12 protein-coding genes and 1 tRNA gene are annotated in these 17,082 nt (G+C 43.9%); 9 read left to right on the forward strand and 4 right to left on the reverse strand.

Features of this window, described 5'->3' with window-relative positions:
• The first annotated feature begins 183 nt into the window (after window positions 1–183).
• Together GS399_RS16935 and GS399_RS16940 are read left to right on the forward strand one after the other, a co-directional pair.
• Window positions 184–783, forward strand: a complete 600-nt coding sequence (locus GS399_RS16935; protein ID WP_160845841.1) for a hypothetical protein — start codon at window positions 184–186, stop codon at window positions 781–783.
• Between the two features lie 114 nt (window positions 784–897).
• A complete protein-coding gene (locus GS399_RS16940; RefSeq protein WP_160845842.1) occupies window positions 898–1,083 on the forward strand; it encodes a CsbD family protein in 186 nt (61 codons plus the stop codon).
• Window positions 1,084–1,129: 46 nt separating this feature from the next.
• Here the strand turns inward: GS399_RS16940 and GS399_RS16945 are convergent, their stop codons facing one another.
• Window positions 1,130–4,063, reverse strand: a complete 2,934-nt coding sequence (locus tag GS399_RS16945; protein ID WP_160845843.1) for a M16 family metallopeptidase — start codon at window positions 4,061–4,063, stop codon at window positions 1,130–1,132.
• Between the two features lie 96 nt (window positions 4,064–4,159).
• On the opposite strand from GS399_RS16945, the gene surE reads away from it, so the two are divergent.
• The 3 genes from surE to lpxB are packed head-to-tail and all read left to right on the forward strand — an operon-like array spanning window position 4,160 to window position 6,316.
• Window positions 4,160–4,939, forward strand: a complete 780-nt coding sequence (surE, locus tag GS399_RS16950; RefSeq protein ID WP_160845844.1) for a 5'/3'-nucleotidase SurE — start codon at window positions 4,160–4,162, stop codon at window positions 4,937–4,939.
• Entirely contained in the window at window positions 4,926–5,186 is a 261-nt protein-coding gene (locus tag GS399_RS16955) for a stationary phase survival protein SurE (RefSeq protein WP_160845845.1), read from the forward strand. Before surE ends, GS399_RS16955 begins: the two co-directional genes overlap by 14 nt.
• Before the next feature lie 5 nt (window positions 5,187–5,191).
• Window positions 5,192–6,316 (forward strand): lipid-A-disaccharide synthase, encoded by a 1,125-nt coding sequence (gene lpxB, locus GS399_RS16960; RefSeq protein WP_160845846.1) that lies wholly within the window; start codon window positions 5,192–5,194, stop codon window positions 6,314–6,316.
• 315 nt (window positions 6,317–6,631) lie between these two features.
• On the opposite strand, the gene GS399_RS16965 is transcribed toward lpxB, so the two are convergent.
• Window positions 6,632–6,814: a hypothetical protein gene (locus tag GS399_RS16965; RefSeq protein WP_160845847.1), complete on the reverse strand. Its 183-nt coding sequence runs from the start codon at window positions 6,812–6,814 to the stop codon at window positions 6,632–6,634.
• Window positions 6,815–6,945: 131 nt separating this feature from the next.
• Here GS399_RS16965 and GS399_RS16970 point away from each other — a divergent pair.
• Window positions 6,946–7,019: transfer RNA gene (locus GS399_RS16970), tRNA-Ala, on the forward strand.
• A gap of 617 nt (window positions 7,020–7,636) precedes the next feature.
• On the opposite strand, the gene GS399_RS16975 is transcribed toward GS399_RS16970, so the two are convergent.
• Window positions 7,637–8,431, reverse strand: a complete 795-nt coding sequence (locus GS399_RS16975; RefSeq protein ID WP_160845848.1) for a TIGR02391 family protein — start codon at window positions 8,429–8,431, stop codon at window positions 7,637–7,639.
• Between the two features lie 228 nt (window positions 8,432–8,659).
• On the opposite strand from GS399_RS16975, the gene GS399_RS16980 reads away from it, so the two are divergent.
• The 3 genes from GS399_RS16980 to GS399_RS16990 all read left to right on the forward strand — a co-directional run bounded on the left by GS399_RS16980 (window position 8,660) and on the right by GS399_RS16990 (window position 16,057).
• Window positions 8,660–9,376, forward strand: coding sequence for a DUF5623 domain-containing protein (locus GS399_RS16980; RefSeq protein WP_160845849.1), 717 nt, complete (start codon window positions 8,660–8,662; stop codon window positions 9,374–9,376).
• 845 nt (window positions 9,377–10,221) lie between these two features.
• Window positions 10,222–14,964: an AVAST type 2 anti-phage system protein Avs2 gene (gene avs2 / locus GS399_RS16985; RefSeq protein WP_160845850.1), complete on the forward strand. Its 4,743-nt coding sequence runs from the start codon at window positions 10,222–10,224 to the stop codon at window positions 14,962–14,964.
• 1 nt (window position 14,965) lies between these two features.
• Window positions 14,966–16,057 (forward strand): MBL fold metallo-hydrolase, encoded by a 1,092-nt coding sequence (locus GS399_RS16990; protein ID WP_160845851.1) that lies wholly within the window; start codon window positions 14,966–14,968, stop codon window positions 16,055–16,057.
• A 384-nt stretch (window positions 16,058–16,441) separates the two neighbouring features.
• Here GS399_RS16990 and GS399_RS16995 read toward each other — a convergent pair whose 3' ends face one another.
• Entirely contained in the window at window positions 16,442–17,044 is a 603-nt protein-coding gene (locus tag GS399_RS16995) for a hypothetical protein (RefSeq protein ID WP_160845852.1), read from the reverse strand.
• Between the last annotated feature and the right edge of the window lie 38 nt (window positions 17,045–17,082).

Below are 17,082 nucleotides of genomic sequence, written 5' to 3' on the forward strand. Positions count from 1 at the left end.
CGTATCAGGATTCCCACACTTAAACGGCAGTTATTTGCAATTTGTTACACATTGAAAATTTTTATTTTTTTTTCATGTTTTAGCGTAACAAATATCATTTCAAGTGGCGTATACAATTAAAAACTACACAGATTTTATCACAAGTAGTTCACACTCGATTGTTAAACTTTAATTGTAACACACATGAAAACTCTTTTAACAAGTAAAATTACGCTGGTAATATTATTTCTTTTAACGTTCTCAACAGCTATGTGTAAAGAATCCGATTTCTACGTTAATGTAAAACAAGATACTGTATGGGGTTCTATTAAAGCAACAGATAATACCTGGATCAAATTCAAGGAAGAAAATAAAGCCGACTACGAAAAAATTTCTATCGACCAAATAAAAGAATATTATAAGAGTGAAGATAAAACACATTGCTACGCCATGACGCTACCTGGTTCATCGAAACCAAAATTTTTAGCCTTACTCGAAGAAGGCGCTATTAATCTTTATGAAGTTTCCTCTTTCAGCAATGCATTTAACACAACTTCAAACATTGTGCAATGGTACACGTCAAAAAATAATTCAACATTAGAAGAAGTTAAAGCAAATCTATATTCAGTTAAAAAAAGCAAGGACGAACGCAATGAAGTGTTTTACGATCTTTTCAAAGACGACTATGAACTGTTTTACGACGTTAAAAAATTCGCGAATTTAGAATTTGGCCAAATGAGAGAGTGGATAAAAAAATATAACGACAAGCAATATTCCAAAGACAGATTAATTGCTCAAAATTAGTGTTTTAGTTTAAGATTGGTTAGGTGTAAAAGGTTCTCTTTGGGAGCCTTTTCTTTTTACAAACTTTCTAGCATACCGAGCGTTTATTTAAGTATAAATCAAATAAACACTACCATGGATAAATTAGAGTTAAAAGGCAAATGGAACGAGCTGAAAGGCAAAGTTAAGCAAGCTTATGGCGATCTTACAGATGACGATTTGAAATATGAAGATGGCCAGGATGATGAATTATATGGCCGCCTTCAGCAGAAGACAGGAAAGACCCGGGAAGGCGTAATTGAATGGCTAAAAAGCTTATAAATTTAAAGTAACAAAAAAGTCCGGTCAATTGACCGGACTTTTTTGTTTAATATCCGAAGATGTCTTTTAGATCTAATTTGGTAAGCTCACCATATTTCTTCAGATCATCGTCTTTAACACGCTTTTCTGATGCGACAATACAATATGTGTAGGGCTTATTTTTAAGTTCCTGTTCATGGAACTTTTTCATGTCCGCAAAAGTCATCGTATTTACAGAATTGAAAATATCCTTCCTGTAATCATAATCAATGCCCCTGCGTTTGGCATTAAGATAACTCGTTAAAATTCCGTCCTGCGTAATTCGCTCAGTTTCTAACGATTTTTGAATATTATCTTTAGCCACCGCAAGTACTTTTTCTGATTCCGGCAAATTATTAAGCAATTCATTCATGCTATTGATCGCTTCGTTCATTTTGTCTGCTTGTGTTCCAACATAGGCAATCATGGTATTTCGGTCGTTCTTTTTAACCGGTGTACTATAAAAAGCATAGGTAGAATAAGCCAAGGCTTTTGACTCGCGAATCGTCTGGAAAACGATCGCACTCATTCCGCTTCCGAAATAGTTATTGAATAATTCTACAGACGGAAGTTCCGAAGGTGCAAAATCATCAGTATTTCTTATCCAATCAATTTCTGCCTGAACCATATCATAGTTTGCAAATAACACCTTGCTTTTATCCTGCGAGATTTTTACGAACTTTTTGGCTTCAGGAACATTCTTGAAAGACGCTGGTGTACGGTGAAGTGGTTGAAGTGTCGATCCAAGTTGTGTTGCTCCTAATGGACCATAATATAACACCTGATGTGAATAACTGGCAAGATCATGCAAGATTGCAACCAGGTCATCTGCTTTTAAAGCATTAAGTTCTTCATCACTCAGACTATTGTTAAATGGATTTTGGGGACCGTATTGTGCGTAACTTACCAATCCCTGCAGAATTGAGCTTTTATTAAGCTTCGCGTTTTCACGGCTTTTCCTGAGTCGTGTTTTCAATCCTTCAAGTGCCTGTTCGTCAGGCTTGCAAGAAGTAATTAAAGATTCATAAAGGCTGACGGCTTTAGCAAAATTTTCCTGCAATCCGCTGATATTTACTGTTGTTATTTCACCGGTTGCCTGAATATTGAATGTGGAAGCGATTTTGTAAAACGCCTTGCTGATATCTTCCGCGGTCATCTTATCCGTTCCAAGATATTGAAGATATTGAGCTGCAACAGGCAAAAGTTTGTTGTTCCAGCTTCCCATATCGTATCGATATGACAATCTATAGATTGAATTATCCTTATTTTGAACGGCAAGAACATTGAGTGGGCCGGATTTAGCGCGCTGAATATCTTTGTCATAATCCAGCCAAACCGGATTAACCTTGTTGGCAGGAATCGCGTTAACTTTTTGTAAAAACGGCGATTGTGCCTCGCGATTCACTTCAACCGGAGTAATTGGCGGCTTCTCAACTTTTACGATATTTTTGTCCTCACCCTGCCTTTTGTAAACAATCGCGTAATCATTAGCCCCGAGATATTTATTGGCGAAAGCGACGATTTGCGGCTTACTGATTTTGGACAAGTCATTTACGTTTGCAACAACGGTTCTCCAGTCAACACCAGATGTAAAAGCATCCATCAAATTACTGGCCCTGTTGTAATAGCTTTCGTTATCTTCAATTGTGCTGCGTTTCAGATTGTTAACAATTGACGAGATGAGATCGTCAGAGAATTCGCCTTTTTTCAACTTTTCGATCTCCGTAAGCATTAATCCTTTTACATCATCAAGCGACTGGCCTTTTACAGGATTGCCTTGTAGCAGAAGAACGCTATAGTCTTTTAAGGTATAAGGACTTGCCGAAGCACTCAACAATTTCTGTTTTTTAACAAGGTCGAGGTCAAATAAACCGGCTTTTCCGTTCGTCAAAATTTCGCCAACCAGGTTTAACATCTGGGCATCCTTTGTATTTGCTCCAGGGAAACGGTAACCAATCATAACATTTTCCGGATTCGGACCAAAAACTTCGCGGACGACAGGAGAAGTAATTGGTTTTTCCGGCGAAAAAGTATAAGGAGGAATAGGCTTGTTTTTCATGTAGCTGAAGCTTTGATCAACTTTCTTGATCATTACATCAGGATTAAAATCGCCGGACATAATTACGCCCATATTATTCGGTACGTAATAAGTGTAATAGTATTTCCTGATCTCTTTAAGCGAAGGATTTTTCAGGTGCTCAACAGTACCAATAGTGGTTTGCTTGCCATAATTGTTGTTCTGAAAAAGAGCGCCAAACATCGCTTCAAAAACTTTTCTGCCGTCGTTATCCAGACCACGATTTTTCTCTTCATAAACTGCTTCAAGTTCAGTATGGAAAATTCGAAGCACCGGGTCACGGAAACGTTCTGACTGAAGCGCCAGATATTTATCAACAGCAGAGCTCGGAACATCGTCTGTATAAACCGTTTGCTCAAATGAGGTAAAAGCATTAGTTCCCTGTCCGCCCATCGCCGCCATCATCTTATCATATTCATTTGCTATCGCAAACTTTGCTGCTTGGCCCGAAACGCTATCTATCTCTTTATATATCGCTTTGCGTTTAGCTTCGTCTGTTGTCGAATTGTACTCTTCGTACAGGTTATCGATCTTATCAAGAAGCGGCTTTTCTTTCGTCCAGTCAAGGGTTCCATATTTTTCAGTTCCTTTAAACATCATATGCTCAAGGTAGTGAGCCAGGCCAGTATGGTCAGCGGGATCTGTTTTACTGCCAGCTTTTACCGCAATAAACGATTGAATGCGCGGCTGCTTTGGTGTCGGGCTAAGAATAACCGTTAATCCATTTTTTAGCGTATAAAAACGCGAATTTGTGGGATCGCCGGTTACATATTTGTAAGTGTAACCAGCAGATGTCGCCTGCTTCCATTCAAATTTGGTCTGCGCTATTATATTACTGGTGGAAGCTACCAGCAAAAACGCGACGATGAGTCGTAGTTTCTTCATATTACTGACATTAAACTCTAAAAGTATCATTTTTTTACAGCTTTATTTATTGACCGATCTCAAAAGGCGGGTAAATCAAAAATTGTAATTTTGTGCATGAAAAATCATAAGCCAACCATTCTGGTCGTAAATGATGACGACATCGATGCCCCGGGAATTCATGCGCTGATAAGTGTGATGAAAGAGCTAGGCAATGTTGTCGTTGTGGCACCGGATACTCCGCAGTCTGGAATGGGACATGCAATTACCATTGCGAAGCCGTTACGTTTAGATAAAGTTGGCCTTTACGAAGGCGTTGAAATGTACAAGACCTCAGGCACGCCGGTGGATTGTGTTAAACTCGCAGTAAACAAAATTTTCAAAGGAAAGAAGCCCGACCTTTGCGTTTCGGGGATAAATCACGGTTTAAATCATTCAATAAACGTGATCTATTCCGGCACCATGTCAGCAGCCGTGGAAGGCGCCATTGAAAGCATCCCGTCAATCGGCTTTTCTTACGACGACTTCACATACGCTGCAGATTTCAGCAAATGCCTGCCTTTTGTTAAGGTGATTGCGCAAAGAGTGTTAGAGCATGGATTACCTGCCGGAACTTTATTAAATGTAAACTTTCCGAAAACAGATACTATCAAGGGAATTAAGATCTGCCGCCAGGCAAATGCAAAATACGCCGAGGAATTTGATGAGCGGCTTGATCCGCATAAAAGAAAATATTACTGGCTAACAGGAGTTTTTCAAAACGCCGACAAAGGCGAAGACACCGATGTTTGGGCTCTCGACAATTATTACGCATCGGTAGTACCTATTCAATTTGACATGACAGCGCATCACGCCATCCCTCTTTTAAACACCTGGAAATTTAATGAAGAAAAATAACGTCTGGCTGGGAACATTTCTTGGCCTTTTATTACCTGCTACTGCCGCTTTCTTTGTAGGCTACTTAAAGAAAAACATTGTTATTTTAGGAAAAGCAGATTTACTGTACATCGGTTGCGTAGCGATTAATTTGTTTTTAGTGCGTTATTACTTTAAAAAAAACTGCGAAAATACTGCACGTGGAATTGTAGGCTCGACTTTTATTTGTGCGATGATTTTTTTCTGGTATAAAATGCACCAATCTTAAAACGTATGCGATTTTATTTAATAGCCGGCGAGGCCTCTGGAGATCTGCATGGCTCCAACCTGATGAAATCCATCAAAAAGATAGCGCCTCAAACGGACTTCAGATATTTTGGCGGCGATTTAATGCAAGCTGAGGGTGGAACTCTCGTAAAGCACATTTCGACAATGGCGTTTATGGGATTTGTCGAGGTTGTCATGAACCTTCGGAAAATATTTCGGAATCTCAACGAAGCTAAACACGACATCCTTGCTTACAGGCCAGATGCCTTGATTTTAATCGATTTTCCGGGATTCAATTTAAAAATTGCCGAATTCGCCAAAGCTAACGGTATCAAAGTTTTTTATTATATCTCACCCAAAGTTTGGGCATGGAATCAAAAGCGTGTTTTGAAAATTAAACGTGTTGTCGATTACATGCTGTGCATCCTTCCGTTTGAAGTTGATTTTTACAAGAGCTGGGGTATGGAAGTTTTTTATGTGGGCAATCCTTTAATGGACGCCATAGAAAGCCACACCCTTAATCCAAATTTTGCTATTGAAAATAATCTCTCCGAAAAACCTATTGTTGCTTTATTGCCGGGTAGCCGGAAACAGGAAATCCAAAAGTTGTTGCCGGAGATGATAAAAACTATCAAACACTTTCCTGATTTTCAATTTGTGGTCGCTGGAGCTCCGAATTTCAATAAAGAATACTACCGTGAATTTCTAGCAGAGGCACCTGTTCCAATAGTATTTAATTCGACCTACGATTTATTAAAGTATTCATCAGCAGCTGTCGTAGCGTCGGGAACCGCTACGCTCGAAACTGCGTTATTGCACATACCGGAAGTGGTGGTTTACAAAGGCAATCCATTGTCAATTGCAATTGCAAGAATGCTAATAAAAATAAATTTTATTTCATTAGTCAATCTCATTATGAACAAAGAGGTAGTTAAGGAATTGATCCAAAACGACGTAAATGAGGAAAAAATCACAAACGAACTGACTATAATTCTAAAAAACTCGTCATATCGAAGTGAAATGCTTAAAAACTTTCAAATATTAAGCGAAAAAGTTGGAAAAATTGGAGCTTCAGACAAAACAGCAAGTTTTATCGTTAAAACAATGACAGCAAATAGCAATTTAAAATAATTGTCAAATATGAAAACTGATTATTCTGCTAATTTTTATCCGTTAAGATAAAAAACACTCGAATTTTAAAAATATTTTCAAATATTTTTATTTATTTTTTTGTTTTTCATAAAAATATCAGATATTTGTTCTGAAGATTTTATCAATCCTTTAGGAAAAAGCAAAATCTCACAAATGTTTTTTTAAATAATTGCACTTCATTTAATTAGGTTTATAATTGGTTAGTTTGACTAGCTTCCTGCCCATCAGGAAGCTTTTCATTTTTATAACAAACCAAAAACCTAATAACAAATTGATTTCAACTTATATAGAAAACTATACACCAAAAAATTCGCTGTATAATATTGCAGCCACAAAAGTTGCAACGAATAAAAATAGCATGACCAGCCTGTCCTGAATTACTTTGTCTTTATATGATATAGAAGTTGATTTCTCAGCTTTAGAAGCAGTTTTTACTGGAGCGTCTTCTGTAATGGGTGTTTGAAGGTGGATGATCATAGCGGTAATATTTAAGTACATGCTATGTAAAACAATCAGAATGCCAAATTAAATTAAGTCCGTTTACAATAAACACCCACTAAATATTTGCAGGTTTTCAATTTTTAATTAGTTTTGCCAACCGCAGAAAAGGGGGATTAGCTCAGCTGGCTAGAGCGTTTGCATGGCATGCAAAAGGTCATCGGTTCGACTCCGATATTCTCCACACATTGATTATCAGGCTTTTAGATGTATATCCAAAAGCCTATTTTTTTTTTCAGGTACAACATAGTTACAACATTTATTCTTATCATTTACTAACTTTAATTAGATCAAAAGGTCGGAAAATTTTGATCGGCTTAATTATTTTAGTCAATCTGATTATTAAAGCAAACAACAGACCTCTAATCTTTTCTTATCACGTTGTTTACATGCAGGATCTGCAGATCGTTCAAAATGCCGCGCTCTACGACCAGCGTCAGCCGGAGGTACATCTGCTGTTCAATGATACCGTAAACATATAACTAAAAGATATTCGCTAAGATCTTCGCTTTTTCCGTTTCATCCAGGCGGTCAATTATAAGTAAAAGCTTTCCACTGATCTCTTGGCAAATTTACCGTCCGCATTTAATTTTTCTGTAAAAAACTCAATTCCAGATCCAGTAGGTCTTTGGAAAGTTCCTCTAATTCTTCGTCATTCAGCGCTTCAAGCGGATAATGCATTGACTAAAATTTGAAAGTCTAAATTTAACAATTAGTATACATAACCCATTTTATTTACGCCGGTATAAGATTCTGTATTCCTTTCGATCGCCACCATTTCAGCGACCAACTTCGTCCCGCTCAAATAGCCTGATCTAATCTTTTATGGATAAATGATACGACATTCATCATATCCAACGCGGCTTCTTCATCGATGACAAAGGTAAGTTTGGGTTCGTGTGCCGTAGCGTTCCTGATCACACCAAACATCCCTTTGATCAAATTACAAAGACCGATATGTTCACTCCGGTCCGTCGCATTCTGCATGAGGTTGATCCTAATCAACGGCTTGTCGGTCGAAAATATGGTTTCGGCCAAGGCGTTGCCATCCGCATACAGACCTGTCATCGCCCTAAGCCGATCCGCTACACTTTTGGTCGCCTCGAATACGGCATGAAAATAATTATCCACCAGGAGCTCCGGTAAACAATACTTAAAGATAAATGCATGCGAATTCCTAAGCTCCAGTTTTTCTTTGAACCGGCCTGCCCGCTGTTCGTCCTCAGAGATTGTCTGCGTCTTTTCAACCATCCGGTATTTGCCGGTTTCTAATAATTCCATACCCAGAAAAGACAGTCTTTTATTGACTTCAAACAAACGTGAGCGGTGCAATTCCTTGTTGCCGATATAACGGGCAGGTTGCAACGCATACTGAATAAATTTTAAGATATGGTTAGAGCATTGGTGTTGATTTTGCCAGCCGGCAAAAGCATTGAACAGGCGCCGCCTTTTGCTGTTCAGCGGATCAACATCGTTTATCCCGGAATTAACTAAAATATGGCCGATCTCACTACCGGTCAAACCATTGTTTGTATCCGCAATTATATCACAGATAGCCTCCAATACAGGGCCGGGAATAGAAGCTTGTATTGTCAATTTTGTCGGTTGTTTAAGTCCCTAAGCTACCGATAATCTTTAAAACCGACCTTTGGAAAATTGCTTTAATTTCTATATATTTGATCAGAGCTCAAAGCGGGAGCTTGCTACTTGTCTTAGCCAAGCTGTATCAGCGCCGCCTCCAAATCAATTCGACTATCGAAACCAATTTCCTGTTTCGAAAGGCGGTAGGCAAGTGACGTTTTTCCGGCAGGAGTTTGGATAACGATGGATCAAACAACCAATGGCCATACTGAAGCCTATTTAAAAAGGCAGGCCAAAAATATCAAAAGAGAACTAGGGATACCTTACCGTAAAGCACTCGAACAGGCAGCGATCGCAGCCGGGTTCACCAATTACCAGCATTTCCAAAATCAAAGTAAAACCTCGGTTAAACGGAAACGCATCCGGATCAAACCGGCTCCCGATGCGCCCTCACCGCTGGTCATTAGTTTAAATACCTTCGGCTCCCGGAAACCCGTCGAGCGACCGAACGCAAAGATGCCATTGGTTACACATATCGAACTGGGTACGATACTGAAAGAGGTCCGCGACGCGGCCGACGACTATAAACGGGTCAAAAATGCAATAGGCAACGTACGATCTCGACTGGACGACTGGGTGGCCGGTGAATATCCACACCATACCGAATTACCGAATGAGGTGTTTTTTAATATATATTACGGTGATACGGGTACCCCGACTGATTATTCACCTTCTGACAAGCGTAAAAACGAACTCATTGCACTTTGCCAAAAAGCCAAAACCATCCTTGGCCAGCATTACCATGACTGCCGTCCCTTACGCGGACTTTATCAAAAATTGGATGCTACCGTCAAATGGATCAAACTCTGGCCCGAAGGACGCAAACCCAAAGGCTACAGCTCGCGCGGCCAGATCACACCTGGCTCGCTGGTGTCATTAAAAGTAACCGTAAGCCCGTAATGCTTATCAGGCACGAAACGAGGAAGGGAGTGGTGCATTGTTACGGAGACGGTGGCCCGATGACCGCCGCCCGAGACGAGGTCATCCTGACGAAAGACCAGTCAGCCTTAGCGGCCTTTAAACCCATGCGTCTCTGGCTGCCCTATGTCAGGTATAGGTACCCCGATGGTACCGAACTTCTGGTCAACCGCGACTACCGCCCGCTATGGGCTAGGAAGAATGGCAAGGTCTTTCCGGTAGACGCCGATGCCATCGCCCGGCATGACGGTGAGAGCGAATCACTTTTCAAAGATGGGAGCACGCCCTGGGGAGGCAATAAAAACACGCTGGCCGTCTGCCTCGCGGTGTTAAAAGAATGGGTTGTGGCCGACCGCATTCCCGGCCCGCTGGCTCCTTTTGCCACAGGCCATCGCCACCGGAGATTCGAAAGTACTGCGGCCCGAGAACAGCGACAAAGTGTTTCCGCCCCATCCATAAGTAAATTGCTATCTTGAAGCGGCGATCGGACCGGTCGCCCGCTTTTCGCATGATGGATAAACTGAATTTCAACTACGCAGATAGGCTGCGCAGCAGGGCTTATAATTTGTCATTCAATTCAACAAAAGATGTTATTTAAAGAAATTTTAGACGAGAAATACCATACGCTCTGGCCGCAGTTCGAGAAATTGTACCAGGCCGTCCTGAAAAGCCAAACCCATGACACCGATCTCTTATTGGTCCATATCAACGCGTTTTATAATCCGTCCAATTGTGATAATGTTAATAACAAGGGGGCCGGTAGATTATCTGCTGGGATTTTCGCTAATTTTAACCTTTTCCGATTATTCACCTGACCTTCGCATATCATGTTACCTTATAACGACGCTACCCTTTCACTGCTCACGGTTCGCTTTCGCCATGCGAATACTTTACAGCCGATCGGCAGCGGCGTGATCTATTATCATCCCCGGTTAAAGGACCGGGTTTATATCCTCACGGCGGCGCATTGCCTGTTCGCGGATAAGGACGCTTTTACGCAGCCCCTAAATGCGGTCAAGATCGATATTTATGACCCTTCGGCTAATGCTTATGTCGAGTTCGACCATGCAGTGGATCACGAGTTGGTGAGTGCGCATACGGACCGGGATGTTGCGGTGCTGTTGCTAAATAAGACAGTGGTGGAGGCAGTCACGGGCCCGCTTCCGACAGTGGCAGCGGTAGCCGAAAGGCAGTCGGCAACGACCTTCGTGATAAAGGGGTTTCCAAATGCGACACAAGGCAGGGAGCTGGATTTGATCCAACCAACCTGGAAACAGGAAATGACGGCTGTCCGCAAATTCCAGCTCCAGTTGGAAGAAAGCTATTCGGCCTGGGCAACAGCGGGGTTTTCGGGCAGCGGAGTTTTTCTGCATACCCATAACCATCTTTACCTGTTCGGTTTGTTTGCGCGCTTCCGCGAGGAAGAAATGGGTAAAGTGGTCTATGCCCAATACCTGGAAACGGTCAACGAGGTGCTGGCAGCAGCTTACCTGCCGTTAATCAGTTTGACGTTTTTTGGGCAGCATGGTCTGAACTCGGCTTTTTTCAGGCAGCATGTAGATACGGCAATTAAGAACCTAGGGCCACGTTTCAATGAAAAACTGAACCTGCAAATGCCGGTCTCCAGACTGTTTAATGTGATCGCGAAGGACGAGCGCTTCCGCAAGAGCGTACTGACGAGTTTTGATACTTACCTAAGTGCGACCGACCGTTCGACCTACGATGAAAAGAACGAAATTATAAAATTTGTGAGTGAGACATACCGCGAGACACGGAAGCAGCTCAAAACATGGCTGGACCGGGCGGACTGGCACCCAGGTGGGGTCATGGATTTTGAGGTTCCGCTGCAATCGCTGAAAATGTTGAATGAAATAATCACGGATAAGAAAAGTGAGCTTTATCAACTACAACGGGAGAAACAAAAGGAGGAGCCTCGCAAAGAGCGGGATTATAGTTACCGTGCACCTTTTGAGGGGGAAATCGACCGTCTCTATGCCATCGGTTCGGACAACGATAACCTGATCCACGGAATCGAATCAGCGAATTTTGCGCTGACGGACGCGCCCTTCCTGCTCATCAAGGGAGAGGCAGGCTGCGGTAAGTCGCACCTGCTGGGCGATATTGCGACAGCGCGTTCCAAAGAGGGAAAGCCTTCCTTGCTGTTGTTGGGCCAGCTCTTTAAAAAAGAACAGGGAGTCTGGCCAAATATCCTTAGCCAGTTGTCACTTTCCTGCACAAAGGAGGAATTACTATTTACGCTGAATGATATTGGCCGGCAGATCGGCTCGCGCGTGCTGATCCTAATCGATGCGCTGAATGAGGGCGACGGCAAAGTAATATGGTCGGCGGAGCAAGCGGGCTTTTTGGAAGAGATAGGAAATTACCCTTATATCGGGGTTGTGCTGACGGTACGTTCGGTATACTGGAATGCGGTGGTGCCGAAAACGGTTCAGTCCGATCCGAAGTTCACAAAAATTACTTATGAAGGGTTTAAGGGGAATGAGTATGCGGCTCTGCGTCTGTTTTGCGCCTATTACGGTTTACAGCAACCTAACTTCCCTATCCTGGCGCCAGAATATGCCAACCCGCTGTTTTTGCAGTTGGTTTGCGAGGGCGTAAAAGCATCGCCAGACAAACAATTCCCGCAAGGTTTCCAGGGTTTCAGCCGCCTGTTCGGGTTCTACCTCCAGGCGGTCAACGAGAAGCTGAGTGCCAAACGAGAAGAGTATGCGTTGCGGACAAAGTTGGCGGAAGAAGCGATCATAGAGCTAGCCGATGCATCCTTTGCTAAAAGTTCTCGTTCGCTGTCGCTGGAAGCGGCGGTGGCTCTGTTCGATGAACGTTTCCCGAAGCACTTAAACCTGTTGAATGACCTGATTCAGGAGAATGTATTCATCCAGTCGCTCTGGCACAATTATGATACCAAGGCAGATGAAGACATCGTTTATTTTTCCTATGAGCGCTTCGGCGATTTCTTTATCGCCCGGGAGTTGCTGAAGGACTTTGAAACGGCGGAACAGTTACGCGCATCTTTCCAAGATGGGCAACGCCTTGGAGATCTGATAGCTGATCACTACCACGCGAACCATGGTATCCTGGAGGCGCTGGCGGTAATCTTGCCGGAAAAGTTCGGGTTGGAAATCTTTGAAGTCTATGATTGGGCCTTTACTTCCGAGGACGAGAATATCCGCTGGAAGGCGTCGGAATGGATCAACCATTGGCTGCTGGGCAGCCTAAAGTGGCGCACCTCGCAAAGTATCCAAGATCCCAAGCTTGCGGATTGGTTCAATTCCGAACAGTTCACGGTCGATTTCGACCGCTTTCTCAACGCGATGTTAGAACTAGTGCCGGTGGTGGGGCACCCTTATAACGGTGATCGTTTGCAGCGTTTTTTTATGCATAAAGACATGGCCGAAAGGGATAGTTTCTTGCAGCAGTTTCTTTATTATTATCAGGGTTACGATGAATATAAGAATCCTTTCCCGATACGTGGCCTGATCGAATGGGCTTGGCAACCGGGGATATCTGCCCGGATCGATGGAGAAACGGCTCGGCTGACCGGACAGTGCCTAGCCTGGGCGCTCTCGTCAACACACCGGAAACTGCGTGACCAAGCGACAAAGGCAATCGTGAATTTATTAGAGGAGCAGCCCGGAGCGTTGATTGCGGTGCTCAAAGCTTTTGAAAAAGTGGATGATGCGTATATCTCCGAGCGTTTGTATGCCGTAGCCTACGGCTGCGCTTTGCGGACGGGCGCTTCCAATGGGCTGCAAAGAATCGCGCAACATGTGTTTGATGTTTGTTTTGCGACCGGCGATCCGCCGCCACATTTGCTATTGCGGGATTATGCCAGGAATATCGTAGAGTATGCACTATACAAGGGTGTAACCATTCGCGGAGACATCGATCGGATCCGCCCGCCTTATCACAGCCCAATGCCGGAGATCTGGCCGAGCGAAGAAGATATCGCGGTCTACGAGATGGATTACAAGGCAGAAGGCTACAGGGAAAAATACGGGCATGCCTATAACCGGATTCATCATTCGGTGATGGAATGGGATTTTAGCCGCTATACCATCAGTCATGCTTTTAGAGATTTTAGTCCTTTCAGTTTCCGCGTCGAGGAAGCGAAAAAGCAGTTTATGAAGGCGTTGAAGCCTAAAAAACGCGACTTAGTGCGTCTCTATATCATGTTGTATGAAGGGCTGGAGTTAGTAAAGCAAAAGGAAGCAGACGGGCGCATCTTTACAAAGCTGGCCGATGATAAGACGCTGCGTGAGTTTTATGAGGAACAACTAGTGGCAGCCAACCAATGGATGGAGATCAAACTGGACGAAGGCGAACGAAAACATGTACTCGAACAGCTGACCCCGCATTTGGATAATAAAGTACGGAGCAAGCATCACAGGCGTTATGCTTTTGATACGCAGCCGGTCAAACGCTGGATCGTAAAGCGAGCCTTTAGCCTGGGTTATACGGCTGAATTGCATGGGCCGTATGATTCGCGGGTGGGAGACTTTAACAGCCGTTCGGAGAATAAGATCGAGCGCATCGGAAAGAAATACCAATGGATCGCTTTATACGAGATATTGGCATATACGACAGATAATTACCAGCTCCGCGAAGGTTATGGGGATGATGAGTGCTATTCGTTCTACCAGGGCCCTTGGCAGAAATACCTGCGGGATGTGGATCCTGCTTTTACAACAAAGAACCCGGCTGAAGATGACGAGGAAGAAGATCCGCTAGGTATTGTGCAACCTGAACAGCAATGGTGGACGCCTGAACCTTATACGTACTGGGACCAGCCAAATGCGGACTGGGCGGTCAATAAGCTGGATCTGCCTGATCCTAAGCAAATCATCGCTCGCCGGGATGAGTTCGGGCAGGACTGGCTGTACCTGCACCTGAATTGTTATTATAAAGAACCCAAGCCGGTCGGTGCGGAAAAATATTACCGGTTGAAAAAGGATATCTGGTATGGTTTTCAGGCTTATCTGGTTAAAAAGAACACCAAATCTAAAATTCTGGGCTGGCTGGATGGACAGAATTTCTTCGGCCGATGGATGCCGGAAAGCCATTCGCATTCCGGTCTTTTCAATCGGGAGAATTACTGGTCGCCAGCCTCGAAATATTATCAAGAGGAACAGCGGGTATGGCAACGGCTGGATGGTTCCCGGCACCATGTGATTGTAGCAACGGTGGATGCGGTTGGGGAATTGGCCGATGACAAGTCGGGAGCGCATTTTAGTTACCAGATGCCTTGCCAAACGATCTTTGAAGGCATGGAGCTGGCTTATGCCCCACAGGATGGGGACTTTACGAATGCGGCCAGGGAGCTGGTTGTGACCAACGCGAATCCCCGTGGCGTACTAGTGCGTAAAATGGAACTGATGGCGTTTTTGGAGAAAAGCGGGCTGGAGCTGGTCTGGACGCTGCTAGGAGAAAAAAATGTCTGGGGCAGCAATAGCAAAGCGGAGGATATCTACCAGAAGGTGTTAAGTGGGGTGTATACGCTGGACGCACAGGGAGCAGTAACAGGAGATTTTCATTTAATGGACCGGAGGTAAGATGGAACTTTGTTTTTTACAAGCCGAATGCGGGGATGCAGCGTATTTAGTTTACCAGGGCAATGACGGCAAGATGCACCACGTGTTGGTCGATTCGGGTTACGAGCGGACTTACCGGCATGTGCTTTCGGACGTCATCGACGCGGCGCCGACGATCGACCTTTGGGTAGTCTCGCATATCCACGATGACCATATCGGCGGCGCGATTGCATACGCGCGGGCCGTTCTGCGCGGCGAACTTGCGGACAAGGTCGGACAATGGTGCTATAATCATCCGCGCCCGGGGGTGTTGGCATTGACTGGGGAGGGTGGGCCTGAGGTGAGCAAGGCGACGAGTATCGGGCAGGGCGATGAACTGACGGCCTTCTTGTCGAGCCGTAAAAAGTTACCACAGGCGGATGTGGTCAATACGCTGAAGGCTATGAACCTATATGGGCTACAGTTTCATTGGCTTTCACCTTCGCCGCGCAAACTGAAAAAGCTTCGGAATAAATATACAGATGCTTCCGTGCCATTGGAAAAAGACGAGTGGTCGAAGGTTAGCGCGGCGAATGCGGCTTCGGGAAATGATTACTATCTTAAGATTGAAGACTTTGACCTTTCCGGCTGGAAGCAAGATACGAATATTGACAACGGCAGTTCGATGGCATTTTTAACAGACTTGAATGGCTTTCGGGTGCTGTGGCTGGCGGATGCACATCCCCGTGTGCTGGTCAAAGCGCTGAAAGATATGGGTCATACTCCGCTGAAACGATTGCGCTGCGACTATGTAAAGGTGACGCATCACGGCAGCAAGGGTAATAACAGTGATGCATTATATAGCCTAATCGATTGCAGACATTATGTGATCAGTGTTGATGGTGAGAACCGCCACTATTTGCCGTCTAAGGAAAGTATAGCCAGGATCCTGCGCAACGGGCAGCGGAATATTAAGGCGGACCGTTATCATTTTTATTTTACCTATGACAACTCGACGCTGCGCCGCATCTTCCAAGTAGATGGTGCGGAAGGTCTGACGTTTTGGAATTTCGAGGTGAATTATATCCCACCGGGTAATAAATGGCTGCATTTTCCACGCCCTAACGCGGATTGATAGGTAGTTCCTGCGTTTTTGTCTAAGATATATTTAATAACACCGATTGATATTAAAAAATTTTATACATCAACTTTCTCGGTGTAATTTGTCTCCCTGCATACACCTACCACATTACCGCTTAAACAACCGAAGCTCAAAACAGGAAAATTGTCAAGGGTCGCGGCGATAGCAGCGGTTTATTATACCCATGACTGTTTTCCTGTGTCGCTAACTTTGTGAATACGTTGTTTTTTTGGTGCGGCTGGAAGACAGGTGTGTATGAGGAACGAATACTTGCCTGTGTGCAGCGGCGAGGCTGGTTGCGAAATGGAACCCGGCGCGTAGCGCGTGGTGCAATGCAGCAGCTTGCCGCAGCGGTGTGGCCCGTCTATCACGAAAGTATCACTTATTTGCCTTCACCTTTTCCAACTTACGTTTAGCTTCCTTTTGATCCTGTTCTGGCTGCGCTGCTACCACTTCTGCTGCAATAATGGCTTGCTGTTTAATCATTGCTTTTTCAGCTTTTTCAATAAACGCGTTCGGGTTTTCCGCTAACCTCATTTCAATGGTTTTAGACACTTTAGGGTACAGCGCTCTAACCAGCCAAAAGTTATAGGCTTCACTATTCAAACGATTATTTTGATGATTGAGGTACAAGGAAGTTCCCATAGCTACTGCGGTTAATACAAAACAAACCACTATACCAATGATTAAACTTTTCGACCAGGTGCCGAAATGATGACTGTTTCTTACGCCGATAACTTTCGGAACCGCCGCCACAACGCCTTTTAGTTCATCAATTTGCTGCCGGATCTTCTGATCATCATATCGTTTATTAGCCGTTTCAATCTGGGCGGCAATAGTTTCCAATGTACCGCAGTACTGGTTCAAGAAATTCTTCAGAAACTCAGCTAAACCAGTTTCAATCACATTGATCCTACCGGCAATACCTTGGATCAGCTCTTCCATTATCGTTACTTTCTCTTCTAATTCTTCATTTTGCATGACGTGTAATTTTAAGATTGCATGTATTAATTATTTAA

The sequence above is a fragment of the Hufsiella arboris genome (genome assembly GCF_009834875.1).
Classification (GTDB): domain Bacteria; phylum Bacteroidota; class Bacteroidia; order Sphingobacteriales; family Sphingobacteriaceae; genus Hufsiella_A; species Hufsiella_A arboris.

What these genes read in the sequence shown, in the direction of transcription:
- GS399_RS16935 (WP_160845841.1), top strand. Translation starts at nt 184, where the DNA reads ATGAAAACTCTTTTAACAAGTAAAATTACGCTGGTAATATTATTTCTT.
- GS399_RS16940 (WP_160845842.1), top strand. Translation starts at nt 898, where the DNA reads ATGGATAAATTAGAGTTAAAAGGCAAATGGAACGAGCTGAAAGGCAAA.
- GS399_RS16945 (WP_160845843.1), bottom strand. Translation starts at nt 4,063, where the DNA reads ATGAAGAAACTACGACTCATCGTCGCGTTTTTGCTGGTAGCTTCCACC.
- surE (WP_160845844.1), top strand. Translation starts at nt 4,160, where the DNA reads ATGAAAAATCATAAGCCAACCATTCTGGTCGTAAATGATGACGACATC.
- GS399_RS16955 (WP_160845845.1), top strand. Translation starts at nt 4,926, where the DNA reads ATGAAGAAAAATAACGTCTGGCTGGGAACATTTCTTGGCCTTTTATTA.
- lpxB (WP_160845846.1), top strand. Translation starts at nt 5,192, where the DNA reads ATGCGATTTTATTTAATAGCCGGCGAGGCCTCTGGAGATCTGCATGGC.
- GS399_RS16965 (WP_160845847.1), bottom strand. Translation starts at nt 6,814, where the DNA reads ATGATCATCCACCTTCAAACACCCATTACAGAAGACGCTCCAGTAAAA.
- GS399_RS16980 (WP_160845849.1), top strand. Translation starts at nt 8,660, where the DNA reads ATGGATCAAACAACCAATGGCCATACTGAAGCCTATTTAAAAAGGCAG.
- avs2 (WP_160845850.1), top strand. Translation starts at nt 10,222, where the DNA reads ATGTTACCTTATAACGACGCTACCCTTTCACTGCTCACGGTTCGCTTT.
- GS399_RS16990 (WP_160845851.1), top strand. Translation starts at nt 14,966, where the DNA reads ATGGAACTTTGTTTTTTACAAGCCGAATGCGGGGATGCAGCGTATTTA.
- GS399_RS16995 (WP_160845852.1), bottom strand. Translation starts at nt 17,044, where the DNA reads ATGCAAAATGAAGAATTAGAAGAGAAAGTAACGATAATGGAAGAGCTG.